Here is a 25,869-nt window from a genome sequence, read left to right on the forward strand (position 1 = left end):
AGCCTAGCATGCCCTCTTCCCTGTTCGACCTCTCCGGAAAAATCGCCCTCGTTACCGGCGCCAGCCGTGGCATCGGCGAAGCCATTGCGCACCTGCTGGCCCAGCACGGCGCAGAAGTCATTGTCGCCAGCCGCAAGGCACCTGCCTGCGAGGCGGTGGTGCAGCGCATTCGCGAAAATGGCGGCAAGGCCCATGCCTTGGCGTGCCATATGGGTGAGCTGGAGCAGATCGACGCGGCTTTCGCGCACATTCGCGAGCGCTTCGGCAGGCTTGACATCCTGGTCAACAACGCCGCGACCAATCCGCAGTTCGGCCACGTGCTCGACACCACGGTCGAAGCCTTCCAGAAAACCGTCGACGTCAACTTGCGCGGGTACTTTTTCGCCTGCGTCGCGGCCGGCAAGCTGATGCGCGAGCACGGTGGCGGCAGCATCATCAACGTCGCTTCAGTCAATGGCGTGCAGCCTGCACCGATGCAGGGGGTTTACTCGATCACCAAGGCAGCGGTCATCAACATGACCCAGGTGTTCGCCAAAGAGTGCGCAGCCCTGGGCATCCGCTGCAACGCACTGTTGCCGGGCCTGACAGACACGCAGTTCGCCTCGGCGCTGACCCAGAACCCGCAGGTTCTCGAGCAATGGCTGCCGCGCATTCCGCTTGGCCGCATGGCTCGGCCCGAGGAAATGGCCGGTGCCGTGCTGTACCTGGCCAGTGACGCTGCAAGCTATACCACCGGCACTGCGCTGGAAGTCGATGGGGGCCTGCTGGCATGAGCTGCCCACTGGCGTAGAATGGCGGCACTTGGCGCGCGCCGTTGCGCGCCCTCTGGTTGTGGCCTGCCCATGCTTCTCGAACTGTCCGTCACCCCCACCGTACTGGCGGTGCTCTCCGCCGTTGCCTTCGTTGCCGGTTTCATCGACGCCATCGCAGGTGGCGGCGGGCTGCTGACCACGCCGGCACTGCTCACCGCCGGCTTGCCGCCGCACCTGGTGCTGGGCACCAACAAGCTGAGCTCCACGTTCGGCTCGGCCACTGCCAGCCTTACCTTCTACCGCCGCAAGCTTTTCCACCCAAGGCGCTGGAAGCGCGCCCTGTGGAGCACGCTGGGCGGCGCGCTGCTGGGCGCAGGTGTTGCGCATTACCTGCCCGCCGAATGGCTGAACCGGATGCTCCCGTTGATCGTGTTCGCCTGCGCGCTGTACGTGCTGTTCGGCCGCACACCCAGCGCCCCGCTGGACAGCGACCTGCCGATCGCCAAGAAACGGCAGATCCCCCAGGGGCTTGCGCTCGGGTTCTACGACGGGGTGGCCGGGCCAGGCACCGGGGCGTTCTGGACGGTCAGCTCGCTGTTGATGTACCCGCTGGACATGGTCCGCGCCAGCGGCGTGGCCCGCACCATGAACTTCGTCAGTAACGGCGCGGCCCTGGCCGTATTCATGGCCTCCGGCTCGGTGGATTGGCTGATAGGCCTGTGCATGGGCGCCTGCGTGATGCTGGGCGCGTTCTTTGGCGCCCGCAGCGCCATCGGTGGCGGAGCGAAATTCATCCGCCCGGTGTTCATTTGCGTGGTGCTGGCGCTGACCGCGCGCCTAGCCTGGCAGCACTGGTTCGGGCAGGCCTAGCCGGCGCGCGACGTAGAGGTCGATCAGGTAGCGCGCAATGGAGCGCGCCGCCGGAAGTGGCGGCAAGTCATCGACGCGGAACCAGCGGGCATCTTCGATTTCATCCGGTTGCGGCACGATATCGCCGCCCGCGTATTCGGCGTGAAAGCCCAGCATCATCGAGTGCGGGAATGGCCAGCATTGGCTGGCGACGTACTGGATGTTGCTGACCTCGACGCTCACCTCCTCGCGCACCTCTCGCACCAGGCACTCTTCGGCAGACTCGCCCGGCTCAGCGAACCCGGCCAAAGTACTGTAGACACCCGGTACGAACCGCGGCGAGCGTGCCAGCAGAATTTCGTCGCCACGGGTCACCAGCACGATCATGCTCGGCGAGATACGCGGGTAAGCCCGCAGTTCACAGTGAGAGCACAGCATGGCGCGCTCACCCGGCACCTGAGCGGTGGGCTGCCCACAGCGCCCGCAAAACCGATGCTCATTTGCCCAGGTGCCGATCTGCGCGGCATAGGCGAGCACACGAAAGTGCTCGAAACCGGGTTGCAGCATGAACTGGCGCAGCCCCTGCCACTGGCAGTTGTCGATGTGTACGGCCTCTTCGAATTCGACCAGATACACCGGCTCCCCGTCGAAATGGCCGATGCCATGTTCGAACAGCACCGGCAGCCCCAGTTGCTTGAGCCAGTCACGGGAGAACAGCACGCCCTGATTGCCGTGGAGAAACCCCTGCGATGAGCGCGCCACCGCCCAGCCGCCGGTGGCTGTGGTGTCCAGTACTGCGGTGATCCAGCGTTCAGGCATCAGGCGTATCCTTGGCCGGTCAATCGTCGAAAACCGCAGGCTGCCGGGCCAGCGCTGCGGCCATGGCCACTTTGAGGTCCGCCGATTGCAACATGGCGGCGTTCCAGGTGGCGACATAGTCCAGGCCGTCGTCGACACGGTGATCGCGCATGTAGTCGATCATGCGCTTGGTGCCTTGCACGGCCAAGGGGGATTTTGCGGCAATCTCACGGGCAATGGCAAAAACGCCTTCATGCAGGGCAGCTTCATCGGCATAAACACGGTTGACCAGCCCTGCTGCCAGCGCCTGCGGCGCAGCGATCGAGCAGCCTGTATAGGCCCACTCGCGCAAGGTGGCTTCGCCCACAATGTGCGGCAAACGCTGCAGGGTGCCGACGTCGGCGGCCATGCCCATGTCGATTTCCTTCAGGCAGAAATTGGCCTGCTCGGTGCAGTAGCGCAGGTCGCAGGCGGCGATCAGATCCACGCCGGCGCCCACACAATGCCCGGAAACCGCCGCCAGCACAGGTTTGCGAACCCGGGCCACCGTATTCAGCGCGCTTTGCAGGCGCACAATGGTCTGGCGCAGCAGGCGTGCATTGCGGCCGGGGTCCGCGCCCATCTGGCCAGCGAGGCCCGCCAGCAACGCGAGGTCGATACCAGCTGAAAAATGCCCCCCTGCGCCACTGAGCACGATCACCCGTACCGCCTCGTCCTCATCAAGCGCCTCGAACAAAGGCCCGATCTGTTCCCAGAAGGCAGCGCTGAGTGCATTGCGCTTGGCCGGCCGGTTCAGGCACACATGCGCAATGGGGCCTCGGTGTTCCAGGCTGAGGAAAGCGTCTTCGGGCATGGCTAATCTCCTGTGAGCGAGCGGGCCCCATCATAGCCGCGCCGTGAGTGAACGCCGCGCGGCATTGCCGCCAATCAGGGCGTGGCTTGCGCCGTACGCTGCTCGGCCGGGGCCGCCTCGCCACCATGAGCACGTGCCTGCGCCGGGCACTCGGTGCGATGCAGGTTCAACGCCGTGTTGATGATGCCGATGTGGCTGAACGCCTGTGGGAAGTTGCCCAGCATGCGTTGGCCTTCATGGTCGTATTGCTCGGCCAGCAGGCCAACGTCGTTGCACAGCCCGCTCAGTCGTTGGTACATCGCTTCGGCGTCCGCCTTGCGGCCCAGAAGCGCGTAGACGTCGGCCAGCCAGAACGAGCACACCAGAAACGTCCCCTCCCCCGGGCTCAGGCCGTCGTCCATGCGGTGAGTGAGGTAGCGCAGCACCAGCCCGTCACGCACCAACTGCGCCTCGATTGCTTCGACGGTGGCGACGAAACGCGGGTCGTCGGCCGGTAGAAAGCCCGTCAGGCCTATTTGCAAGAGGCTGGCATCCACTTCAGTGGAGCCATAGCTCTGGACGAAATGCCCCAGCTCGGTGTTGAAGCCTTGCTCGCACACCTGAGCGTGAATCTGATCAGCCATGGCGCGGTAGCGTTTGCCCATGCCCAACTCCTGCTCGGTGGCGTCCGCCAGGTTCGCGGCGCGGTCGAAGGCCACCCAGGCCATGACCTTGGAGTGCACGAAATGCTTGGCCTCGCCACGGATCTCCCAGATGCCTTCGTCTGGCTGGCGCCAGGCTTTTTCGAGAAAGCGCATCACCAGGCGGAAAATCGACGCGCTGCGCGGGTGCCGTGGCATGCCGGCACGGATGGCCTGGCTCAGCGCATCGACGACCTCGCCATACACATCCAACTGCCGCTGGGTGGCCGCAGCGTTGCCGATTCGTACCGGCCGCGAGCCTTCGTATCCGGCGAGCCAGTCGAGGGTGTATTCCGGCAGCCGCCGTTCACCGCCCAGGCCGTACATGATCTGCATCTGCTCCGGGCTGCCTGCCACAGAACGCATCAGCCATTCACGCCAAGCGTTGGCTTCTTCGACATAGCCCAGGTTGATGAACGCCAGTAACGTCATGGTGGCGTCGCGCAGCCAGCAGAAGCGATAGTCCCAGTTACGTTCACCTCCCAGATGCTCGGGCAGTGACGTAGTTGCTGCTGCAACGATGCCGCCACTGGGCTGGTAGGTCAGAGCCTTGAGTGTCAGCAGCGAGCGGCGCACCTGGCTGCTGAAACGGCCCAGGTCCGGGCAGCGGCCGGCGAACTCGCGCCAGTAGGCTTCGGTTGATGCCAGGGCTTGCTCGGCATCGAAGCGCTCTGCCAGCGGGTGCACCGAACTCTGGTGGGTCAGGGTGAACACCAGGCGGTCGCCAGGCCGCACGGTGAACTGGCTGCCGGTGTGGTGATCGCGCGCCTTGAGCGGTTTGTCGCTGAACAGCACCAGCCGCTCCGGGCCGGCGACCGCAGTAAGCACCTGGTCGCGAGGCTGCTCCACCCAAGGGATGCTGCTGCCGTAGTCGAAGCGGATGGAAAGGTCCATGTCGAACGGCACCTCACCTTCCAGGCCCTCGACGATACGAATCACGCTGTGGTGTTCAGCCATCGGCATGCAGTCGATCAGCCGGGCGGCTCCTGAGGCGGTGGTGAAGGTGGTTTCCAGAATCAATGTGTCATCGCGATACTGCCGGCTCACCTGTACCTGCTCCTGCGCAGGGCCGATGCGCCAGTGGCCGTTTTCCTCATCGCCCAACAACGCCGCGAAGCATGCGGGGCCGTCGAAACGGGGAAAACACAGCCAGTCCAACGAGCCAGTCTTGTCGATCAGTGCGGCGGTGCGGCAGTTGCCGATCAGGGCGTAGTCTTCGATCAATGCGGGCATGCGGCGGGCAACCTCATTATGCGGTAGAAGGCCGGCAGCGCAGGGCGCTGCCCTCCTTGTGTGACCATCGCCGACCAAAACGGTTTGCCTTGCCCACAGATGAAAATAATCGGCAGGTCAGCTCAACGAGTGCCAGCGCCGGCCGTCCCGGGCGAGCAGCTCATCGGCTTCAGCAGGGCCATCGCTGCCGGCAGTGTAACCGCTGACCTCATCGGCCTCGGCCCAGGCATCGAGAAACGGCTGCACCGCCCGCCAGCCATTCTCGATGTTGTCAGCACGCTGGAAGAGCGTCTGGTCACCGGTCAAGCAATCGTAGATCAGGGTTTCGTACCCGGTGGACGGCCCCATCTGGAAGTAGTCCTTGTAGGCGAACCCCAGCTTGACGTCTTCCATCACCAACGCCTGCCCGGGGCGCTTGGCCTGAAGGTCGAACCACATGCCTTCGTTGGGCTGGATCTGGATGGTCAGGTAGTTGGGCTTGAGCTGGTTCACTTCAGTATCACGAAACTGAGCGTAAGGCGCCTGCTTGAAGCAGATCGCGATCTCGGTATCGCGCACCGTCAGGCGCTTACCGGTGCGCAGGTAGAATGGCACGCCTACCCAACGCCAGTTGTCGACCATTACCTTGAGTGCAACATAGGTTTCGGTCCGGCTGGCCGGGTCGACCTTGGGCTCTTCGAGGTAGCCGGCCTGGCCATTGCCAGCCTGGTATTGAGCGCGCACCGAATTATCCAGTGCCTCCTTCTGCGTCCAGGGGCGGATCGAGCCAATTACCTTGGCCTTCTCCCCACGCACGGCGTCGGCGCCGAACGCCGCCGGCGGCTCCATCGCTACCATCGCCAGCAGCTGGAACAGGTGGTTGGGCACCATGTCGCGCAATGCGCCGATGCTGTCGTAGAAATTCCCGCGGCTCTCCACGCCCACCGTTTCGGCGGCGGTGATCTGCACATGGTCGATGTAGTGGTTGTTCCAGAAGGCCTCGAAGATGCCGTTGGAGAACCGGCTGGTCATGATGTTCTGGACGGTTTCCTTGCCCAGATAATGGTCGATCCGGTAGATCTGGCTCTCGGCCATGTCTTGCAACAAGTCGCGATTCAGCGCCTGAGCCGAGGGCAGGTCGTGGCCGAAGGGCTTCTCCACCACAACCCGGCGATACGCCTCGGGTTGTTCGTAAAGCAGGCCCGCACGGCCCAGGCGGCGCGACACTTCGCGAAAGAAGCGCGGCGAAGTGGCCAGGTAGAACACCGCGTTGCCGGTGCCGTTCTCCTGAATGCGCCGGCCGATGGCCTGGTAGGTGTCGTCGTTGGTGAAGTCACCGGTGATGTAGCTGATGCGCTGAGCCAGGCGCTCCCAGACGACCGGGGCGATGGCCTTGTCGCCATGCTCCGGATCCTTGGCCTTGGCTTGCTCGAGAATGAACGCCTTCAGGCGCTCGGCAAATTCGTGGTCACCGACCTCGTTGTGGTCGACACCGATGATGTGAAGGTTATCGTCCAGCAGGCCGTCGCGGGCCAGGTTGTACAGCGCCGGCATCAGCAGGCGCTTGACCAGGTCGCCGTGAGCGCCGAACAGGAACAGGTTGCAGGGGGGAGCCGGGTCGACCTTGGATGTGCCTCGCTTCATTGCGTTACCTCGATCAGGGCGCGGACAACGCGCCCCGGCCGGCAGGGGCGCCGGCCCGGGGCGCCCTTGGGGTTACTTCTTGATTTCGATGTGGCCGCCGAAGCCGAAACGCATGGCCGACAGCATCTTGTCACCATAGGTTGCTTGCTGGCGCGAGCGGAACCGCGCGAACAGCGAGGCAGCCAGCACCGGCGCGGGCACGGCCTGCTCGACTGCCGCGTCGATGGTCCAGCGGCCTTCGCCGCTGTCGGACACCGCGCCGGAGTATTCCGCCAGCTCAGGGTCCCCGGCCAGCGCATCAGCGGTAAGGTCCAGCAGCCAGGAAGAGACAACGCTGCCACGGCGCCATACCTCGGCGATGTCGCCCATGTTCAGCGCCAGGCGCTGGTCCTCGGGCAACTGCTCGGAGTTCTTGGTCTTGAGAATATCGAAGCCCTCGGCGAAGGCCTGCATCATGCCGTATTCGATGCCATTGTGGATCATCTTCACGAAGTGACCGGAACCTACCGGGCCTGCGTGAATGTAGCCATGCTCGGCGCGATTGTGCTCGCCTTCACGGCCCTTGGTGCGCGGGATGTCACCAACGCCCGGCGCCAGGGTCGCGAACAGCGGATCAAGCCGCTCGAACACGGCGTCTTCGGCGCCGATCATCATGCAGAAGCCACGCTCGAGGCCCCAGACACCACCTGAGGTGCCGACGTCTACATAATGCAGTTCGCGCTCGGCCAGGGCCTTGGCACGGCGGATGTCGTCCTTGTACATCGTGTTGCCGCCGTCGATGATCACATCGTCCGGCTCCAGCAGATCGGCCAGCTCGTTGATCGTGCTTTCAGTGGGCGCGCCGGCTGGGAGCATCACCCACACCGCCCGCGGCCGCGCAAGCTTGGCGACCATGTCGGCAAGCCCGGTGGCGGCCTGGGCGCCATCGGTTGCCAGGGCCTGTACCGCTTGCTCGTTACGGTCATACACAACGGTCGTGTGGCCACCGCGCATCAGGCGCCTTGAAATGTTGCCACCCATGCGGCCCAGTCCCACGATTCCCAATTGCATGCCGGTTTACTCCAAAAAAATAAGAAAAAGCCCTGCAAGCTTAACGCAGCGGCGGTTTTAGGAGTTAGTCCGGGTGCAGATCAGGAAGGTTTCGTGAAATCGCCAAAAGCCAGGCGACGAACGGTTGACGCCATGAAACCCGCGCCGCGCGGCCACTTGCAGGCATTATTGAAAAGGGCACGCCGACCATGAAAAATAAAAAAGTTCCAAAAGTGCGCTAAAGAATTCAAAATCCGCTCCGACAACGGTAGCAGCCAGGTTGAATAAAACTCCCGGCCAAGGCCGTCTAAATCAGTGTTTAGCCATGTGAGGTAAGCCATGGGAACCGTAGTAGCTGCGAACATTCCGCAAACTCTTTATGTCACCATCCGCCGGGACGAACTCAACGAGCTGAAGGATCAACGCCTCCAGCTGGAGCATGAAGTGGCACGCCTTACCGCGATGCTGGTCCAGGCTCAACGGGCCATGCTCAGCTACGAAGGCCACGCACGCATCGCCTGAGCCGGTCACGTACCCGAACGTACCCGAACGCCACGCAGCCTGAACAGCTTCGTGGCGTTTTCGTCTCAGCCCTGCTGAGGCTCCAGCGCTTGCGGGAACATCTGCCTCACCTGCGCCTCGCTCAGCCGGCTGCGCCAGATAGCCACCACTGGCTCCCCTGCTTCGGCTTGCTGAAGCTGTTTGCCCAGGCCGTCGCGGCGCTGGGCTGCCGTCTTCAGATGCGCCGCGACCAGCCGCCCACCGTCATCATAGTGAAAATGGGCGTACCACAAAGGCTGGCCCTCGGGCCCATCGATGCGTGCCTCGCGCAGCGCATCTCCTTCACCGTTACGCGCTCGCAGAGGATGCAGGGGCCCCAGCGGCTGGATGCTGACCTGGCGCTGCCCCAGCAGCCAGGCGAGGGAATCACCGGTAGGCAAGCGCAGTAGAGACGTCTCTATCCTGGCCTGCCGCCCCGCCTCGCGCAGGCCAGCAGCCCCTTCGCGCAAATCGCGGCACAGTGCTGCCAGCCGCTTGGGCGATCCCGGTTCCACTGCCTCCATCTGCCGAGCGAGGCTTTCAAGCTCTGCAGCAGGCCCTGTCAACAGCTCCTCCATCTCCACTGGCACACGCCTGGCATCCACCCAACTGCGTACACGCTGGACCAGCCCTGCACTTGCCGCCAGGCGCGCGCGGCCGCGCTGCATCAGCGCGTTCAGGTCGGGGGACGGGGCATTGATGCTCAGCCGCTCCATGACCGCATTCAACGGCTGCTGTTGCGGGCCTGGGGCAGAGGCGGAGCTTTGAGGAGGCGGCAACTGGCTTGCGTGCTGTCGAGGTGCGGAACTGCGAGGCGGCAGCCGATTCTGTTCCCGACCTTGTCGGCGCTGCTCCTTGGCAGTGCGCTTGCGCATGGCACGCCGCAGGCGCAACTCTCGTTCCAGTACCACACTCAGCCGAGACCGAGCTTCTTCTCCCAGCGCAGTGACCTGCTGGACGAGTGCGTCGAAGTGAGCATCGAGAATGCCTTGCGCAGCCCCTTGAGCACTGAATGCCAGCGCATCGGCAGCAGCATTGAACGTGTTGGCAGCCTGGTCGAACGCTTCAGCGCTGGTATTGGCTGCGATCAGTTGCTCGGCGACCGTCGAGGTACTGCCCACCAACGCATCCTCTTGCTTGATAGCGTCTGCCATCTGGTTCAGTGCCAGCAACGCATTGCTCAAGGCAGCCTGCGTCTGCGACACCAGCTCCGGCATGGCCGAGACTGCTGGCCTCATCGCACGCAGGGACAGCATCGGCAAGTGCAGGCGCTGCACCGCGATAGCACTTGGCAACAGGCTCAACTGAGGCTCCAACGCCTGGCGGTACTCGATTCCGAAACGTGGTACTTGCGCCAGCTCGTCCATCAAAACGTCTATTCGGGCAAGGCTTGCGAGCACTTGCTCGACAAGTGAGAGCCGATAGGCAAGGTTTTCGCCATAGGCATCGCTTTCGAAGCGCTCGCCGGTCAATGCGCCAGCATCCCGTTCGGCTTTGGCCAGGGTGTTGAGCTGTACCTTGCGATTATTGGCCCTGCGTGCCTCCAGCATGATGCGCATCTTGAACACATAACCCATACGCTGCTGATAGCCTCGCACACCGATGCCGCGATGGGCTTCGGTCAGTTGCGCGGCTACCCTGTTGACCTCGTCGAGCAGGCGAACAACCCTCGCATCGTAGTTCTCATGCAGGCTTCGCAGCTGGCTTTCGCGGTGAGGTTGCTCGGAACCCATGACGTTGTTGATCAATTCGACCGTACGGTCCAGGGCATGGAAATCGCGCTCTATGTTCTGATGCCAGCTCAAGTAGTTCGCCTGAGCGCGTGCCGAGTCACGCTGGGCTTCGAGCGCCTGCACATGGTCCGATCCGCCCAGCAACCTCAGCCGCAGGTCCAGAACCCAGCGCCCGACGCGATCTCTGGTCAAGCGCGGCCCTGGAGCCTGGGGGTTTGCCGGGTCGACGACCCTGAGATTGCCCGAGTCGTCGTACGCTACCTGAAACTCGCCCTCCACAAGGCGTGCGTACAGTGCGGTGCCATCTACATACAGCCCGGCGGCGCGGCCGTAGGGTGCCGGGCTGCCTGCGTGTGCCGGTATCGGCTGGCGCATGGCACGCAACGCCTGGAACAAGGGCCCGTCGACTCGTGAAGTCGCCCACCCGAAATCCACATCTCCAAGGGGCGCATGGGGGGTTGGTTCGATTGTCGCTGCCCCGACATCGATTCGGGCGCGGCCCACAGGCTGCGGCTCGGGCGCGGCAAGCCTTTCATCGCTGGCGGCCTTCAGCCATGGCATTGGCAAGTGCAGTGCCTCAGTGAACAGGAAGAAGGCCACATCGAACATCAGTTCAGTCCAGGCCTGGCTCGCAGCCTGCTGATCGTCGCTTTCCTGGGCCTGGAAAAAATCGCGCAGCTCGGCAAAACCCTGCATCATCCAGCCAGCGACGCCCACTGGCCCGGACAGCAACGGCAGTACAGCGCCGAACAGCGCCTGGGCCAGCAGGCGGTAGGAAAGCCAACGGTTTTCCTCGTTGGATACCGTACGCCGATCTGCGACCTGCACAAGCGCCGCGACCAGAGCATCATAGACCGCCAGGGCCGGAGGGCCAGCCAGTACGTGTTCGCCTATCGAGGCAGGTGCCGGAGGGCTCAGCGGGGAAAACTCGCTGCCTTGGCCAAAACGAACAACATGCGGCTCAGCCAGGCCTCCATTGGCATAAAGCACACGCACCTCTTCAGGCAGCCAATCGATCAACAGGCGCTGCAAAGTACCTTGTTCACGAACAGCCGCTTCAAGTGCGGCCCACGAGGCAAAGGCCTGTAGCTTGCATTCATTCAACGGGGTGTACAGGACGCGCGCGCCCTCCCCACCATCTCGCGGCCCGATGACGAAGACAGCCAGCGGCCGGTCGTCCCGCCCTGGGGCGGCAGCCAACGTCAAAGCGCTGAATGCGGCGCCCTGCCTGCAATCCCCGGCCAGCCCCAGTGCCACGGTCAGTAACCGGGCCGTTTCCGTGTCAAAGCCATGTTTGCCTTGCAGGGCGTACTCCATTGCCAGCAAAGGCAACTGCGCGAGCCACTGGCAAGCAAAGGCCTGACGCCGTTGTTCCACCTGTGCACTGGCGCCTTGCAAATGGCTGCGAAGCATCGCGAGATAGCCTGCCCCCACGTCCACCTTCTGCACCAGCGCTTCGATATAGTCACGGTCGAACCCGGCAGGCAGGGCCTGCCCGGGATGTCGCTGCAGCGTCAGAATACCGCGCGGCCGGCCCGCACGGTTCATCTGCGCCAGGCGCACCAGGCTGATGCTCTGTTCCTCCATGGCGTGGTCGCCGGCATTGACGATCGACAGCAGTGCGTTGGGCACCGTCACCAAGCGCAGGTCCAGATCCTCGATCGCGGGCAGCGTCTGGCCAGGCCAATCCACCGCCAATGCGGCCTGCAGTCGCTGCGCCGTCCAGCTGTCCAGATCGTCGATGCCGTCAAGCCAGTCGGCGCCTGCGGCCTGCCGGCTCAGCGCCAGCCGCCCCAGACCTTCGGCATAGTCACACCGGCCCTGATCGCCAGCCGCCCCCAACCAGCCAGGGATCGCTCGGGCGATGCGCTTGCCACGCCAGTGCCGTTCCGGGCGATCGAAGTTCAGCAGGCCAGTGAGCTGGTCGACCATCACATCCAGCGTCGGCGCAATGAACCGCTCCCGCCTTGCCAGGCTGAGCAGTTGCTTCCAGCGCTCGATCTGCAGCTCCAGCACGCGCACGGCCACGCTGTCGAACAGATCGCCCGCAGGCTGCCGGCAGGCCAGGGACAGCGCCAGTTCAGAGGTGCCCTGCGGCATGGCTGCTGCAACGTAGTCTGCCAGCCGTTGCCAGGTCTGGAACACGACTGCACCCTGGCTGGGCGACCAAAGCACCAGCTTTTGCCAACCGGGTTGAATATCGGCTTGTCGCAACAGAACGCAGGGTTCGAGAGCATCCGGCATCGGCAGCGTGCCCAGCGCGCCCTCAAGCCCGAGAATTCCGATGTCCCGGGCCTGGCCTTGATCGATCAGTTGCACAAGTTCGGCAGCACGCTCGACGGTCAACGCCTGGCCCAGCAAAGCGTCCCGCGAGAACCCCAAACGCAGGTGTTCTGCCAGCCACGCCCAGGGCGACTGCCCCGAGATCGCGTCGGCAGCACACCACCAGTCGACCAAGGCCTCGGGATACTCCTGTTCCATTGCAACCGAGCCTTCATTGATCAATTGGCCGATCCTGTCGATGTCGAGCGCCAGCTGCCGTGGCTGCTCGGCGCCCGGCTGGTCTGTGATCAGGTGCCAGCCCGCCACGAGATCAAGGGGAGTACCTCGCAGGCAACCGTCTATCAATACCCAAGGCAAAGGGTTGAGGTCATAACCACGAAACTCTTCCTGAGTCTCGTCATCTGCATAGACGGGCGTTGCCAACCAAAGGTCGACACTACTCAGGCCCGGAGCCAATTGGCCCTCCAGCACCTCATCCAGCCACTTCACCGCCCAGGTGAACAATACAGGCCGCCCGGCAAACCGTTTTGTCACTTCACCTGCCAGTGTTGCGTTGGCCAGCACTTGTTTGAACACCGAGATGGAATTTGTCATGGAGGCTCCTTAAAACCACCATGAGACAGGCCTTGCCTCGTGACAGGGCGATAGATATCAAGCGCACCAATGAAGTGCGGCCCACATTGTTTTCCAAAGTTTTCCTACACTCAGATCAATGCTTTTGGCCCGCAACGTCCAGGCACGGAAAAAAACCGAAACTTATCAACGCTCCGAGAGGTCATGTATGAGGTAGGCCGCGGCTGCTCTGCCACGGCGGCTACCCTCCCGTCGATACACCGCAATGCCCGCTTCCGAGAATGGACAGCGCAATGTTTGTGCCTGGGTTTTGCAAGGTAAACCCGGGGGAACGGATGAGAACGATAAATAGAGTGCATTACCAGATGTAACTTAATGAATTTGGGAGAGTGTGATGATCAGTGCCGCTGTCGAAACCCATGGAGAGCGCTTCAATCAGCAGGCAGCGGAGGTAATTCCGGTGCCTGCCATTACTTCGACAGGTAAAGTGTTTCAGGTGTCCAGCACGCCGAATCCTGATCGCAAGCGGGTTCTGTTCGTCACTTCGGAAATGGCTGATCTGGTCAAAAGCGGCGGCCTTGGCGATGTTTCGGCCGCCCTGCCCCGCGCCATGGCGCACCTGCACGACGTGCGCATTCTGATTCCAGGCTACCCTCAGGTGGTCAACAGTGGCCATCCGATTCATACAGTGGGCGAACTGGGTGGGCACGCAGCCCTGCCCCCGTGCAAGATCGGCCGCATGGACATGCCCGACGGGCTGGTCATCTACGTGCTGCTCTGCCCAGAGCTTTACGAGCGCGATGGCACCCCCTATGGCGCAAACAATGGTCGCGACTGGCCCGACAACCATATCCGCTTCGCCCGCCTGGGCATGGCGGCCTGCGACATCGCCGCTGGCCAGGGCATGGTGCACTGGAAGCCCGATCTGGTGCACGCACACGATTGGCCGGCAGGCCTGGCGCCTGCGTACATGCATTGGCGCGGCGTGAAAGTCCCAACACTCTTCACGATCCACAACCTGGCATATCAGGGCACGGTAAGCCTTGCCTGCTGCCCTGAACTGGGGATCCCCGAGCATGCCCTTCAGCAGGAAGGCATGGAGTTCTACGGCAAGCTCTCCTTCCTCAAGGCGGGGCTTGCCTATTCGAGCCACATCACCACCGTCAGTGCCACTTACGCTCGCGAAATCACCACCCCCGAATTCGGCTGCGGGCTGGACGGTTTTCTCAGCAGCAAGGCCCATCACGGCCAGCTCAGCGGCATCCCCAACGGTATCGATGAAAGCTGGGAGGCGGCCACCGACCCGCATCTGGTCTGCCCCTTCAGCCTCAACGACTGGGAAGGTAAAAAGACCAATGCCCAGCATGTGCGCGAGCTGTTCGAGCTCGATGACAGCGAAGGCCCATTGTTCGCCGTGGTTTCGCGACTGGTTTACCAAAAGGGCCTGGACCTGACCATCGGTGTTGCCGATGCGATCGTCGAGCAAGGCGGTCAGATGGTCATCATCGGCCGTGGCGAACCCGAAGAAGAGCAGGCCATGCGTGAGCTCGCCCTGCGCCACCCTGGGCGCATAGGCGTGCGCATCGGCTTCAACGAGACCGACGCGCGGCGCATGTTCGCGGGCAGCGATTTTCTGCTGATGCCGTCACGCTATGAACCCTGCGGCCTCAGCCAGATGTACGCACAGCGCTTCGGCTCCCTGCCGATCGCACGCAACACAGGCGGCCTTGCCGACACCATCGAAGATGGCGTGACGGGCTTTCTGTTCGATGCGCCCTCCGTGGACGCTTATCTCAATGCGGTGAACCGCGCGTTCTACGCCTTCGGTAAACCTGAGTTGCTCAGCGCCATGCGCTGCCGCGCCATGACTCAGCCGTTCAACTGGAGCCAGGCGGTGGAACCCTATGCCGACCTGTATGTGAAGCTGGTGCAACGCGCGGTCGCGCGCAACGGACGTTACTGAATCGGGAGAAGGCATCAATGGCTGTAGAGCAACATGAACCCTGGAACCATGGTGCTCAGCGCCTGCCCAGCGGCCTGGTCCGTTTCGCCCTGTGGGCCCCGGACGCCGAGCAGAGTAAGCGTCGAATTCGAAGATCAACCGGGCGTGCCCATGCAGCCCCAGCAGGGTGGGTGGTTCAGCGTGGAGGCCGAATGCCCCCCACGCAGCGCCTATCGCTATCGGGTCAAATCTGCCGGTGCCGAGCCTGTAGAGGTCCCGGACCCCGCCTCCCGCGCTCAGGCCGGTGACGTACAGGGCGCAAGCCTTGTCACCGAGCCCGACAACTACGCCTGGCGCCACAACCAATGGCATGGCCGCCCCTGGCATGAGGCTGTCATCTATGAATTGCACGTTGGTGCCCTTGGGGGCTTCGACGGTGTGCGCGAGCATCTTCCACGTCTCGCCGCCCTGGGCGTGACTGCCATCGAGCTGATGCCCATCGCCGAGTTCAGCGGCGCGCGCAACTGGGGCTACGACGGCGTGCTGCCCTACGCGGCAGAAGCCTCGTACGGCACGCCCGAGCAGCTCAAGCAACTGATCGACGCCGCACACGGCCATGGCCTGATGGTGTTGCTGGATGTGGTCTACAACCACTTCGGCCCCGACGGCAACTACCTCCACAGCTATGCATCTTCGTTTTTCCGTGAAGATCAGCACACACCCTGGGGCGCGGCGATCGACTTTCGCAAGCGCCCGGTGCGCGATTTCTTCATCGACAATGCCTTGATGTGGCTGTTCGAGTACCGCTTCGACGGGCTGCGCTTCGATGCTGTGCACGCTATCGAGGATGACACCTTCCTCCAGGAAATGGCCCAGCGCATCCGCCAGCACACCCCGCATGGGCGGCACATCTGGCTGAACCTGGAGAACGAGCATAATCAGGCTCAACTGCTGCGCCAGGGTTACGACGCGCAGTGGAATGACGACGGACACAACGTGCTTCATGTGTTGCTTACCGGCGAAACCGAGCATTACTACGCCGATTACGAAGACGACACCATCAACAAGCTTGCCCGCTGCCTGAGCGAAGGGTTCGTGTTCCAGGGCCATACCAACCGCCACGGCAAGGCCCGCGGCGAGCCGAGCGGCCACCTGAGCCCTCAGGCCTTTGTGCTGTTCCTGCAGAACCATGACCAGATCGGCAACCGTGCCTTCGGTGAACGCCTGGCCCGCCTATGCCCGGAGCCGGCGCTGCGCGCCGCGACCACATTGTTGCTGGCCAGCCCCATGGTGCCGCTGATGTTCATGGGTGATGAATGGGCGGCCGACCAGCCTTTCCAGTTCTTCACCGATTTCCACGGTGAACTGGCCGAGGCCGTGCGCAAGGGGCGCCGTTCGGAATTCAAGGACCTGAGCGCATTCAAAGACCCCGACCAGCGCTCACGAATTCCTGACCCGAATGCCGACAGCACGTTCGAAGCTTCGCGCCCTCGCCTGGCCGACTTCGAAGCGCGCCAGGATGGCCCCTGGGTCAGCCTGTACCGCGAATTGCTGACCCTGCGCCGGCGTGAACTGTTTCACCGCCTGCCAGGCAGCCGCTCCCAGGGTTGCAAGGTCATCGGCCCCAAGGCTGTAAGCGCGCGCTGGCGGCTGGGCGACGGTACCGGCCTGCAGATCGATCTGAACCTGGGCGAGCAGCCGGTCGACTGCGAATTGCCCTTCCCTACCTGGCGGATCTTCGACAGCCGGGAAAACGCCACCGATACCGCTGAGCTCCGTAAGTTGCCAGCCTACTGCGCACTGGTGAGCATGCTGCCGGGTGACGCGCTGGAGGCCTACTGAATGGACACTCTGGAAAAACTGGCCAAGGCTGCAGGCCTTGCCATCGATTGGACCGACGCCAACGGCTCGCCCCAGCGTGTCGCCCCCGAAGTGCTGCGCAACGTGCTGGGCGCGCTGGGTTACCCGGCCAATGACGACCAGCAGATCGACGCCAGCTATCAGGCCCTGACCAAGGCACATGATTCGCAGCGCCTGCCGCCGTTACTGACCGCAGATTACGCCCAGCCACTTTCGCTGGGGCGTTGGTTCGCCCCCCATTCACGTTGCCAGGTGCAGCAGGAAGACGGTGCCCGGCTCGAGTTGAACCTAGACATCGAGGCACGCCTGCCTGGGTTGCTGCCTGTGGGCTATCACCAACTCAGTATCGACGGCCGCGAGCTGACGGTGGCCGTGGCTCCCCAGCACTGCTACAGCGCACAGGATGCCGCCAGCTCGGCCAACCCGCGCCTGTGGGGCCTGGGTGTGCAACTGTATTCGCTGCGTCGCGAAGGTGACGGCGGTTTTGGTGATACGCAAGCGTTGGAACAGTTCGCCAAAGCAGCAGGCGAGCGCGGTGCCGACGCCGTGGCGATCAGCCCGATGCACGCAATGTTCGCCAGCGATCCTCACCGCTATAGCCCTTATTCACCATCGAGCCGGCTGTTTTTTAATGGCCTCTACGCCTCGCCCGGTTTGATTCTGGGTGAAAACGCAGTGGCCAACGCGCTGTCGCGCAGCGATCTCGGCGCGCAATTCAAGGCGCTGGAGCAGCTCGAGCTGGTCGACTGGCCCGAGGCAGCCCAGGCCAAGCTCAAGTTGTTCCGCCTGCTGTATGAAGACTTTCAGCACGGCGCTCACCCGCTACGCGAGGATTTCGCCAGCTTTCGCCACAGCAGCGGGGAGGCGCTCGAAAACCATTGCCGGTTCGAAGCCCTGCAAGCCGAATGCATGCGCACCGGCCAGTCTCAGGATTGGCGCGAGTGGCCGGAGCACTGGCGTGACCCGGCCCACCCGCAGGTGGCGCGGTTTGCCGAGGAACATGCCGATGAAGTGGGTTTTCACGCTTTCTGCCAGTGGCTGATCGCGCGCGGCCTGAAACGCGCTCAGGATGCAGCTCGCGCCAGCGGCATGGGTGTCGGCCTGATCGCTGACCTCGCCGTGGGTGCCGACGGCGGCGGCAGCCAGGCCTGGAGCCGCCAGGACGAGCTGCTGGCCTCGCTGACGGTAGGTGCGCCACCCGATATCCTCAACCGCTCGGGGCAAAGCTGGGGCATCTCGGCCTTCTCCCCCGAAGGGCTGCAACGCCACGGCTATCGAGCGTTCATCGAAATGCTGCGGGCCAACCTAGCCCACGCCGGTGGCCTGCGGATCGATCACGTGCTGGGGCTCAACCGGCTCTGGGTGATTCCGCAGGGGAGTCGCCCAAGAACGGCGCGTACCTGCATTTCCCACTGGACGATCTGCTGCGCTTGCTCGCGCTGGAATCGCATCGCCATCGGGCGATCATCCTGGGCGAAGACCTGGGCACCGTACCTGCGGGGTTGCAGGACGAACTCGCCGCGCGGCGCATCCTGGGCATGCGCGTGCTGTTGTTCGAACAACACCACACCGGCCATTTCAAACGCCTGAGCGAATGGCCGGACAACGCACTGGCCACCAGCAGCACCCATGACCTGGCCCCGCTCAAGGGCTGGTGGCAAGCCAACGACATCGATTGGTCGCACCGCCTTGAGCTGATCGATGAGCAGGTCGAGAAAAACTGGCGAGAAGACCGCCGCAAGGAAAAAGACGGCCTGCGCCAGGTACTGGATCAGGACGCCCCGGCCTTCCGTGAAGAACACGCCGGCGCAGACGAGGCAGACCAGTTGATCGATGCCAGCGTGCGCTTTCTCGGCCACACCCGCGCACCGCTGGTGCTGCTGCCGATCGAGGATGCATTGGGGCTGGTAGAAGCACCCAACCTGCCTGGCACCGTCGACAGCCATCCGAACTGGCGCCGGCGCCTGCCGGCGGCAAGCAAGACCCTGCTGGATACCCCCGACACCGCGCGGCGCCTGGAATTGCTGGCCGCCGCTCGGCAACAAGCCCGTGAGCGCGATAGATGAAAGCACTGACCAGCAGCCTCAGGCTGCAGTTTCATAAAGGCTTTACCCTGGAAGATGCGGTACCTCTGGTGCCGTATTTCGCCAAACTGGGCATCAGCCATCTTTACGCCTCCCCCTTGCTCGAAGCCCGCCCAGGCTCGATGCATGGCTATGACGTTGTCGACCCCACCCGTATCAACCCTGAGCTGGGCGGTGAGCCGGCCTTGCGCAAGCTGGTTGCGGCACTGCGCGAGCAGGGCATGGGGATGATTTTGGACATCGTGTCCAACCACATGGCCGTTGGTGGCCCGCACAACCCCTGGTGGCTCGAGCTGCTGGAGTGGGGCCAGCGCAGCCGTTACGCCAACTTTTTCGATATCCAATGGCATTCGCCTGACCCGATGCTCGAAGGCCAGCTGTTGCTGCCGTTTCTGGGCAGTGATTATGGCCAGGCGCTGCAACAGGGCGACCTGCCGCTGCGCTACGAGCCCAGCACCGGCAGCTTTCACGTTGAACACTACGAACATCGCTTCCCGATCTGCCCGCCTGACTACGCCGAGCTGCTCAATACCAGCGACGCGCCTGCACTGAAATTGTTGGCCGAACGCTTCGCGGCGCTTGCCGACGACCCCAATGCGTGCCTCAACGCCCGCCCGCTCCAGGCGTCGCTGGCCACGCTTGGTGAAGCCGAACACGCGCTGGCTCCGGTGCTGGCGGCCTACGACTCCACCACCGAGGCCGGGTTGCAGCGCCTGCATGCGTTGCTTGAGAAGCAGCATTACCGCCTGGCCAGCTGGCGCACGGCCGCCGACGATATCGACTGGCGGCGTTTTTTCGACATCAACGAGTTGGGCGGCCTGCGCGTGGAGCGCGCCGAGGTACTCGAAGCGACTCATGCGAAGATTTTCGAGCTGGTGTCCGAAGGGCTGGTGGACGGCCTGCGGATCGACCACATCGACGGCCTCGCCGACCCGCGCGGCTATTGCCGACAGCTGCGGCGCCGCGTCGATAGCCTGCTCGACCGGCGGCCTGCAGGTACCGAAGTGGATTTCTTCCCGATCTACGTCGAGAAGATCCTTGGCCCCGAGGAGCATCTGCACACCGACTGGAGCGTAGATGGCACCACTGGCTACGAATTCATGAACCAGGTGTCCCTGCTGCAAACCGATCCGGCGGGCGAAGGCCAGCTCAAAGCCTGCCGGGAAGAAGCCAGCGGCCGAACCAGTGACTTCATGGAGGAAGCCCGGGCTGCTCGCGAGCTGGTGCTCGGTGGCACGTTGGCGGGCGATTTCGAGACTGTCGCCCAGGCCTTGTTGAAGGTTGCACGTAACGACCTGATGAGCCGCGACCTGACGCTCGGCGCGATCCGCCGCGCCTTGCAGGCGCTGATCGTGCATTTCCCGGTCTACCGCACCTACCTGACGCCCTGCGGCCGCCCGGCTGCCGATGAGCCTTTCTTCCAGCAAGCGCTGGAAGGCGCGCGCGGGCAACTGGCCGAAGGCGATTGGCCGGTGCTCGACTACCTCGCCCGCTGGCTGGGCGGCGAGCCCTGGCGTGCCTTGCCGCCAGGCCGCGCGCGGCGCGACTTGCGCTATGCCGGTATCCGCTTCCAGCAGCTGACTTCCCCAGCCGCCGCCAAGGCCGTGGAAGACACGGCCTTCTACCGCAGCGCCGTGCTGCTCTCGCGTAATGACGTAGGTTTTGACCCGCAGCTGTTCAGCGCCCCGGCCGAAGATTTCCACGCAGCAGCCCTGGACCGGCAGCAGCACTTCCCCCATAACCTGCTCACCACGGCCACTCACGACCACAAACGCGGTGAAGACAGCCGGGCCAGATTGGCTGTCCTCAGCGAGCGTGGCCGTTGGTACAGCGCCCTGCTCTCTCACTGGCGCGCCATGGCTTCCTCCTTGCGCACCGAACAGGCCAATGGCTACGCACCGAGCGGCGGCGACGAGGCGCTGTTGTACCAGGCCGTCCTGGGCAGCTGGCCATTGGACCTTGCAGCGGACGATACCCAGGCACTGGAGCAATACTGCGAACGCCTGCTGGAGTGGCGACGCAAAGCGCTGCGCGAGGCAAAGCTGGCAAGCACCTGGAGCGCGCCCAATGAAGCCTACGAGCAGGCGTGCGCCGACTACCTCAAGGCGCTGCTGACCACCGACAAAGGCAGCGACTGGCGAGCCTCCGTCGTTGCGGCAGTCAACCTGATCGCCCCTGGCGGCGCGGTGAACAGCCTTGGCCAATGCCTGCTGCGCATGACCACTCCAGGCATACCGGACCTCTACCAGGGCGATGAGTACTGGGACTGGAGCCTGGTGGACCCGGATAACCGCCGCCCTGTCGACTACACTGCCCGCGAGCGAGCGCTGGCAGAGATGCCCGCACGGCCAGCGGAACTGGTGACGCAGTGGCGCGATGGCCGCGTCAAGCACGCGCTGATCGCAGCTGTGCTCAACGTTCGCCAGCGTTACCCGCAGCTGTTCACCGAAGGTGAGTATCAGCCCCTGGAGGTGCGCGGTGAGCGCGCGGGCAACGTGCTTGCCTTCGCGCGCCGCCATGGCGAGCAGTGCGCCGTAGTGATCGTGCCGCGGCTGTGCAGTGGCCTGGCGGGCGGCACCGACGAGCTGCTGATCGACGCCGACCAGTGGGGGGACACCCATGTCGTGCTGCCCAAAAGCCTCGCCTTGCCTGCTAATTTGAAGGGACTTTTCTGCCACGGCACAGTCAGAACCGATGACACCGTTGCGATCGCCGAGGCCCTGAAGGACTTTCCCGTCAATCTATTCTTACCCGCGATTTGAGATCAGGAGCGTTGAAATGAGTGCCAACGACAAGCGTATCGAAGAATTCGCCTACTACTTGTGGGAAGCCGAGGGCCGGCCTGAAGGCAAGCACCTCGATCATTGGGCGAAAGCGCGCAAGCTGGCGGAGGCAGAGGCCATGGCCCCTGCCAAGCTGCCGCGCAACGCGCCGAAAAAGCCCAAGGATGAACCCGCCAACGAAGGCGCGGCGACCAAGCCGAAATCTGCGCCCAAGACTGCGGCCGCCAAGCCTGCCGCCAAACCCAAGGCAGAAGGTGCCAAGCCTGCACCCGCCGCCAAACCGGCAGCCGAGAAGAAGCCCAAGCCCCCGGCGAAGAAACCCTCCGCCAGCTGATCCACCCCCTTTGCTTTAACGCTTACCACGGCCGCTTAACGGCGGCCGCGGATCGTCGCGCCCTGAAATCGCCCAATACCACCGCCGTCATCGAACTTGCCACCCCAAGGATCCATCATGTCCAGGTCTCGGAAAACATCGCCACAGCCCACCGTAAAACCCACTCGCATCCGTGAAGGCCTGCCGTTCCCGCTAGGGGCAAATTGGGATGGCCTGGGAGTCAACTTTGCGTTGTTCTCCGCCAACGCCACCAAAGTCGAGCTATGCATTTTCGATGAAGAGGGCAAGGAAGAGCTCGAGCGCATCGAGCTGCCTGAATACACCGACGAAATTTTCCACGGTTACCTGCCCGACGCCCACCCGGGCATGGTCTACGGCTACCGCGTGTACGGCCCGTACGACCCGAAGAACGGCCATCGTTTCAACCACAACAAGCTGCTGATCGACCCCTATGCCAAGCAGCTGGTAGGCGAGCTGAAATGGTCTGAAGCGCTGTTCGGCTACACCATCGGCCACCCCGACGACGACCTGAGCTTCGATGAACGCGACAGCGCCCCATTCGTGCCCAAGAGCAAGGTCATTGACCCGGCGTTCACCTGGGGCCGCGACCAGCAGGTCAATACCCCGTGGGACAAGACAGTCATCTACGAGGCTCACGCCCGCGGCATGACCATGCTGCATCCCGATGTGCCGGATGCCGAGAAAGGCACCTTTACCGGCCTGGCGCACCCTTCGGTGATCCGCCACCTCAAGCAACTGGGCGTGTCGGCGATCGAGCTGCTGCCGATACATGGCTTCGTCAACGACCAGCACCTGCTGGAGAAAAACCTCGGCAACTATTGGGGCTACAACAGCATCGCGTTCTTCGCCCCGCACGCCAAATACCTGGCCAACGGCAGGATCGCCGAGTTCAAGGAGATGGTCGCGCGCATGCACGACTCAGGCCTTGAGGTGATTCTCGATGTGGTCTACAACCACACCGCCGAAGGCAACGAACGTGGCCCGACCCTATCGATGCGCGGTATCGACAACGCTTCCTACTACCGCCTGATGCCAGACGACAAGCGTTTCTACATCAACGACTCCGGCACCGGTAACACCCTGGATTTGAGCCACCCTTGCGTGTTGCAGATGGTCACCGACTCGCTGCGCTACTGGGCCACCGAGATGCACGTCGACGGCTTCCGCTTCGACCTGGCGACCATCCTCGGCCGCTACCGCGACGGTTTCACCGAACGCCACAGCTTCCTGACCGCCTGCCGCCAGGACCCGGTGCTGCGCAGCGTCAAGCTCATCGCCGAGCCGTGGGATTGCGGCCCGGGTGGTTACCAGGTGGGCGGTTTCGCCCCCGGCTGGGCCGAGTGGAACGACCGGTTCCGCGACACCGTGCGTTCGTTCTGGAAAGGTGATGACGGCAAGCTGGCCGACTTCGCCGCGCGCCTGACCGGCTCTGGCGAGATGTTCAACCAGCGCGGCCGGCGCCCGCACAGCTCGGTGAACTTCATCACCGCGCACGACGGCTTCACCCTCAAGGACCTGGTGTCCTACAACGAGAAGCACAACGAGGAAAACGACGAAGGGAACCGCGACGGCAGCGACAACAACATGTCGTGGAACCATGGCCATGAAGGCCCCACCGACGATCGCAACATCGTCGAGCTGCGCCTGCGGCAGATGCGCAACTTCTTCTGCACCCTGCTCTTCTCCCAGGGTACGCCGATGCTGGTGGCCGGCGACGAGTTCGCCCGCACTCAGAACGGCAACAACAACGCCTATTGCCAGGACAGCGAGCTGGGCTGGATCAACTGGAACATGGACGACGACGGCAAGGCGCTGATGCACTTCGTGCAGCGCCTGATCAAGTTGCGCATGGCCTACCCGATCCTGCGCCGCAACCGCTTCCTCGTTGGTACCTACAATGAGGAGCTGGGCATCAAGGACGTTACCTGGCTGGACCCCGCCGGTAACGAAATGTCGACCGAGCAATGGGAAGAAGCACACGGCAAGGCACTGGCAATGGTGCTCGATGGCCGCGCTCAACCCAGCGGTATCCGCAAACGGGGTGATGACGCCACCTTGATGGTGATCGTCAACGCCCACCACGACGTGGTGAATTTCACTCTGCCTGAAGTACCGGATGGCGAGTACTGGACCTGCCTGATCGACACCAATCGCGAAGAAGTGGACCAGGCCGAGCGGCTCGAGCCTGAGCACCAGTACATGGTGACCGGCCGTTCGTTCCTGCTGTTCGAGCTGCACCGCGCCTGAGGCATCGCCGCGCAGCGATCGCGCGGCATTGGCGCCCTCTTCCCGGCTGGGTTCTTCCAGCCTGGGAGAGGCTTCGCAGGCCCCTCCTGAACCACTGCTCGAACGGCTGAACTGGCGCCTTTACCTCAAGTCACATAGGGTATGGCATGCCTGAAATCGTTGGAGTAACCGTGCACACCGAATCCACGCCCCCCGAACCCGATTCACAGCCATTGGAAACCGAGCGTGATGTCCATGTGATGCGCGTGCTCACCGTCAACACCCACAAGGGTTTCACGGTATTCAACCGGCGCTTCATCCTGCCTGAGCTGCGCGAGGCTGTGCGCAGTACCCAGGCTGACATCGTATTTCTGCAGGAAGTGCTTGGCGGCCATGATCGCCATGCGGCGCGCCACGCCAACTGGCCTGCAATGTCGCAGTACGAATTCCTCGCCGACAGCATGTGGACCGACTTCGCCTACGGCCGCAATGCGGTCTACCCGGACGGCCATCACGGCAACGCACTGCTTTCGAAATACCCGATCCTGCACTACCGCAACCTCGACGTATCGATCACAGGCCCCGAGCGGCGAGGCCTGCTGCATTGCACACTGCAAGTGCCTGGCCACCCAGACGGTGTGCACGCGATCTGCGTTCACCTGTCGTTGCTTGAAAGCCACCGCCAGCAGCAGCTGCAGTTGCTGCGCAAGCTGCTGGACTCACTGCCCGAGCATGCGCCGGTGATCATCGCGGGGGACTTCAACGACTGGAAGTCGCGTGGCAACGCAACGCTGTCGCGCTTTGGTGACCTGCACGAGGTGTTCGAGCGGCACCATGGGCGGCTGGCCAAGACGTATCCGGCGCGTATGCCGATGCTGCGGCTGGACCGGATCTACCTGCGCAATGCCACCAGCCACGCGCCCAAGGTGCTGGGCACACGGCCGTGGAGTCACCTGTCGGACCATCTGCCGTTGGCGGTGGAAGTGCATCTGTAAATGCCTGATATCGACCTGACAACGTTGTCAGGTCTCATCGAAATTCAATGCCGGTAACCTGAGGACGTTTCTATCAGGAGCATTACCGCCATGAATGTGTTTACCGCCACGACTCACATTGGCACCCCGTATTTCAACTGCTGCAATCCACACGGAATTTGCCCAAAGTATGCCCCCATGGTCATCCGCAGATATGGGGCTCGATAGGCTTGGCCGGGTATTACTGGGAGAAAGCAGCCAGAGCTTATTGTTTGGGCGACGGCCGCAGGACCTACCGCCCGGGCCAACTACGTTTCGACATGCCAGATTCGTCATCGCCGTTCAATAAAGGCGGATGCAACGCCTACACCTATTGTGCAGGCGAACCGGTGAACAACCTTGATCCTGATGGCACCTTTCTCATCAATGCGTTGCGCGTGATCCACAGGCAATTGGCAGAGTCCATTCAGGGCTATCTCAGGATGTCCCAGAATCAACTTCTCCTGTCCATCGCAGGAGACTTCGCGACAGCCATCGCCGCTCAACGCATCTTCCGATTGGCCCGCCCTATCGCGCAGAATCCTTCCGCACTGGCCGCACTGGATCTCGCTGCTACAGCAGTGACTGTGCCTCGAGCAGGTCGTCAAGGCGGGGGTTTACAGCTATCGGGTAGTGGAGCGAGGCGTTGATCGGCTTCAA

At 63.2% G+C, this 25,869-nt stretch carries 15 protein-coding genes and 2 pseudogenes; 11 read left to right on the forward strand and 6 right to left on the reverse strand.

Going from position 1 to position 25,869, the window contains the following annotated elements; all coding sequences use genetic code 11:
- Positions 1-8: 8 nt before the first annotated feature.
- Positions 9-773, forward strand: a complete 765-nt coding sequence (locus LN139_RS10930; protein ID WP_236359895.1) for an SDR family oxidoreductase — start codon at positions 9-11, stop codon at positions 771-773.
- A gap of 69 nt (positions 774-842) precedes the next feature.
- Entirely contained in the window at positions 843-1,622 is a 780-nt protein-coding gene (locus LN139_RS10935) for a TSUP family transporter (protein ID WP_236359896.1), read from the forward strand.
- Here LN139_RS10935 and nudC read toward each other — a convergent pair.
- The 5 genes from nudC to gnd all read right to left on the reverse strand — a co-directional run bounded on the left by nudC (position 1,590) and on the right by gnd (position 7,838).
- Positions 1,590-2,420: an NAD(+) diphosphatase gene (gene nudC / locus LN139_RS10940; RefSeq protein ID WP_236359897.1), complete on the reverse strand. Its 831-nt coding sequence runs from the start codon at positions 2,418-2,420 to the stop codon at positions 1,590-1,592. The two genes, LN139_RS10935 and nudC, sit on opposite strands and share 33 nt — an antisense overlap.
- 19 nt (positions 2,421-2,439) lie before the next feature.
- Positions 2,440-3,252 carry a crotonase/enoyl-CoA hydratase family protein gene (locus LN139_RS10945; protein WP_236359898.1) on the reverse strand — a complete coding sequence of 271 codons (813 nt, stop codon included), beginning with the start codon at positions 3,250-3,252 and terminating at the stop codon, positions 2,440-2,442.
- A 74-nt stretch (positions 3,253-3,326) separates the two neighbouring features.
- A complete protein-coding gene (locus tag LN139_RS10950; RefSeq protein ID WP_236359899.1) occupies positions 3,327-5,165 on the reverse strand; it encodes a glycoside hydrolase family 15 protein in 1,839 nt (612 codons plus the stop codon).
- Between the two features lie 117 nt (positions 5,166-5,282).
- Positions 5,283-6,788 carry a glucose-6-phosphate dehydrogenase gene (zwf, locus tag LN139_RS10955; RefSeq protein ID WP_236359900.1) on the reverse strand — a complete coding sequence of 502 codons (1,506 nt, stop codon included), beginning with the start codon at positions 6,786-6,788 and terminating at the stop codon, positions 5,283-5,285.
- Between the two features lie 72 nt (positions 6,789-6,860).
- A complete protein-coding gene (gene gnd, locus LN139_RS10960) occupies positions 6,861-7,838 on the reverse strand; it encodes a phosphogluconate dehydrogenase (NAD(+)-dependent, decarboxylating) (RefSeq protein WP_236359901.1) in 978 nt (325 codons plus the stop codon).
- A gap of 318 nt (positions 7,839-8,156) precedes the next feature.
- Between gnd and LN139_RS10965 the strand changes: the two genes are divergently transcribed.
- Positions 8,157-8,339, forward strand: coding sequence for a DUF6026 family protein (locus tag LN139_RS10965; RefSeq protein WP_236359902.1), 183 nt, complete (start codon positions 8,157-8,159; stop codon positions 8,337-8,339).
- 65 nt (positions 8,340-8,404) lie between these two features.
- Here LN139_RS10965 and LN139_RS10970 read toward each other — a convergent pair whose 3' ends face one another.
- Complete coding sequence (locus LN139_RS10970) at positions 8,405-12,967, reverse strand: hypothetical protein (protein ID WP_236359903.1); 4,563 nt, start codon at positions 12,965-12,967, stop codon at positions 8,405-8,407.
- A gap of 373 nt (positions 12,968-13,340) precedes the next feature.
- Between LN139_RS10970 and glgA the strand changes: the two genes are divergently transcribed.
- The 8 genes and pseudogenes from glgA to LN139_RS11015 all read left to right on the forward strand — a co-directional run bounded on the left by glgA (position 13,341) and on the right by LN139_RS11015 (position 25,859).
- Complete coding sequence (glgA, locus tag LN139_RS10975; RefSeq protein WP_236359904.1) at positions 13,341-14,909, forward strand: glycogen synthase GlgA; 1,569 nt, start codon at positions 13,341-13,343, stop codon at positions 14,907-14,909.
- Between the two features lie 17 nt (positions 14,910-14,926).
- A pseudogene (treZ, locus tag LN139_RS10980) lies at positions 14,927-16,730 on the forward strand (malto-oligosyltrehalose trehalohydrolase).
- Positions 16,731-18,814: pseudogene (gene malQ / locus LN139_RS10985) on the forward strand (4-alpha-glucanotransferase).
- Positions 18,811-21,594 (forward strand): malto-oligosyltrehalose synthase, encoded by a 2,784-nt coding sequence (locus tag LN139_RS10990; RefSeq protein WP_236359905.1) that lies wholly within the window; start codon positions 18,811-18,813, stop codon positions 21,592-21,594. The pseudogene malQ and the gene LN139_RS10990 overlap by 4 nt, the downstream one beginning before the upstream one ends.
- Positions 21,595-21,610: 16 nt before the next feature.
- Complete coding sequence (locus tag LN139_RS10995; RefSeq protein ID WP_236359906.1) at positions 21,611-21,949, forward strand: DUF2934 domain-containing protein; 339 nt, start codon at positions 21,611-21,613, stop codon at positions 21,947-21,949.
- A gap of 117 nt (positions 21,950-22,066) precedes the next feature.
- Positions 22,067-24,217 (forward strand): glycogen debranching protein GlgX, encoded by a 2,151-nt coding sequence (gene glgX, locus LN139_RS11000; RefSeq protein WP_236359907.1) that lies wholly within the window; start codon positions 22,067-22,069, stop codon positions 24,215-24,217.
- Between the two features lie 239 nt (positions 24,218-24,456).
- On the forward strand, positions 24,457-25,191 hold the full coding sequence (locus LN139_RS11005) for an endonuclease/exonuclease/phosphatase family protein (RefSeq protein WP_236360364.1): 735 nt from the start codon (positions 24,457-24,459) through the stop codon (positions 25,189-25,191).
- Between the two features lie 209 nt (positions 25,192-25,400).
- Complete coding sequence (locus tag LN139_RS11015; protein WP_268944855.1) at positions 25,401-25,859, forward strand: RHS repeat-associated core domain-containing protein; 459 nt, start codon at positions 25,401-25,403, stop codon at positions 25,857-25,859.
- Positions 25,860-25,869: the final 10 nt, after the last annotated feature.

The organism is Pseudomonas sp. KNUC1026, assembly GCF_021650705.1.
Lineage (GTDB): Bacteria > Pseudomonadota > Gammaproteobacteria > Pseudomonadales > Pseudomonadaceae > Aquipseudomonas.

Coding starts and splice junctions, on each gene's coding strand:
- nudC (WP_236359897.1), bottom strand. CDS start 2,420: ATGCCTGAACGCTGGATCACCGCAGTACTGGACACCACAGCCACCGGC.
- zwf (WP_236359900.1), bottom strand. CDS start 6,788: ATGAAGCGAGGCACATCCAAGGTCGACCCGGCTCCCCCCTGCAACCTG.
- LN139_RS10935 (WP_236359896.1), top strand. CDS start 843: ATGCTTCTCGAACTGTCCGTCACCCCCACCGTACTGGCGGTGCTCTCC.
- LN139_RS10945 (WP_236359898.1), bottom strand. CDS start 3,252: ATGCCCGAAGACGCTTTCCTCAGCCTGGAACACCGAGGCCCCATTGCG.
- glgA (WP_236359904.1), top strand. CDS start 13,341: ATGATCAGTGCCGCTGTCGAAACCCATGGAGAGCGCTTCAATCAGCAG.
- glgX (WP_236359907.1), top strand. CDS start 22,067: ATGTCCAGGTCTCGGAAAACATCGCCACAGCCCACCGTAAAACCCACT.
- LN139_RS10930 (WP_236359895.1), top strand. CDS start 9: ATGCCCTCTTCCCTGTTCGACCTCTCCGGAAAAATCGCCCTCGTTACC.
- LN139_RS10970 (WP_236359903.1), bottom strand. CDS start 12,967: ATGACAAATTCCATCTCGGTGTTCAAACAAGTGCTGGCCAACGCAACA.
- LN139_RS10990 (WP_236359905.1), top strand. CDS start 18,811: ATGAAAGCACTGACCAGCAGCCTCAGGCTGCAGTTTCATAAAGGCTTT.
- LN139_RS10965 (WP_236359902.1), top strand. CDS start 8,157: ATGGGAACCGTAGTAGCTGCGAACATTCCGCAAACTCTTTATGTCACC.
- LN139_RS11005 (WP_236360364.1), top strand. CDS start 24,457: ATGCGCGTGCTCACCGTCAACACCCACAAGGGTTTCACGGTATTCAAC.
- LN139_RS10995 (WP_236359906.1), top strand. CDS start 21,611: ATGAGTGCCAACGACAAGCGTATCGAAGAATTCGCCTACTACTTGTGG.
- gnd (WP_236359901.1), bottom strand. CDS start 7,838: ATGCAATTGGGAATCGTGGGACTGGGCCGCATGGGTGGCAACATTTCA.
- LN139_RS10950 (WP_236359899.1), bottom strand. CDS start 5,165: ATGCCCGCATTGATCGAAGACTACGCCCTGATCGGCAACTGCCGCACC.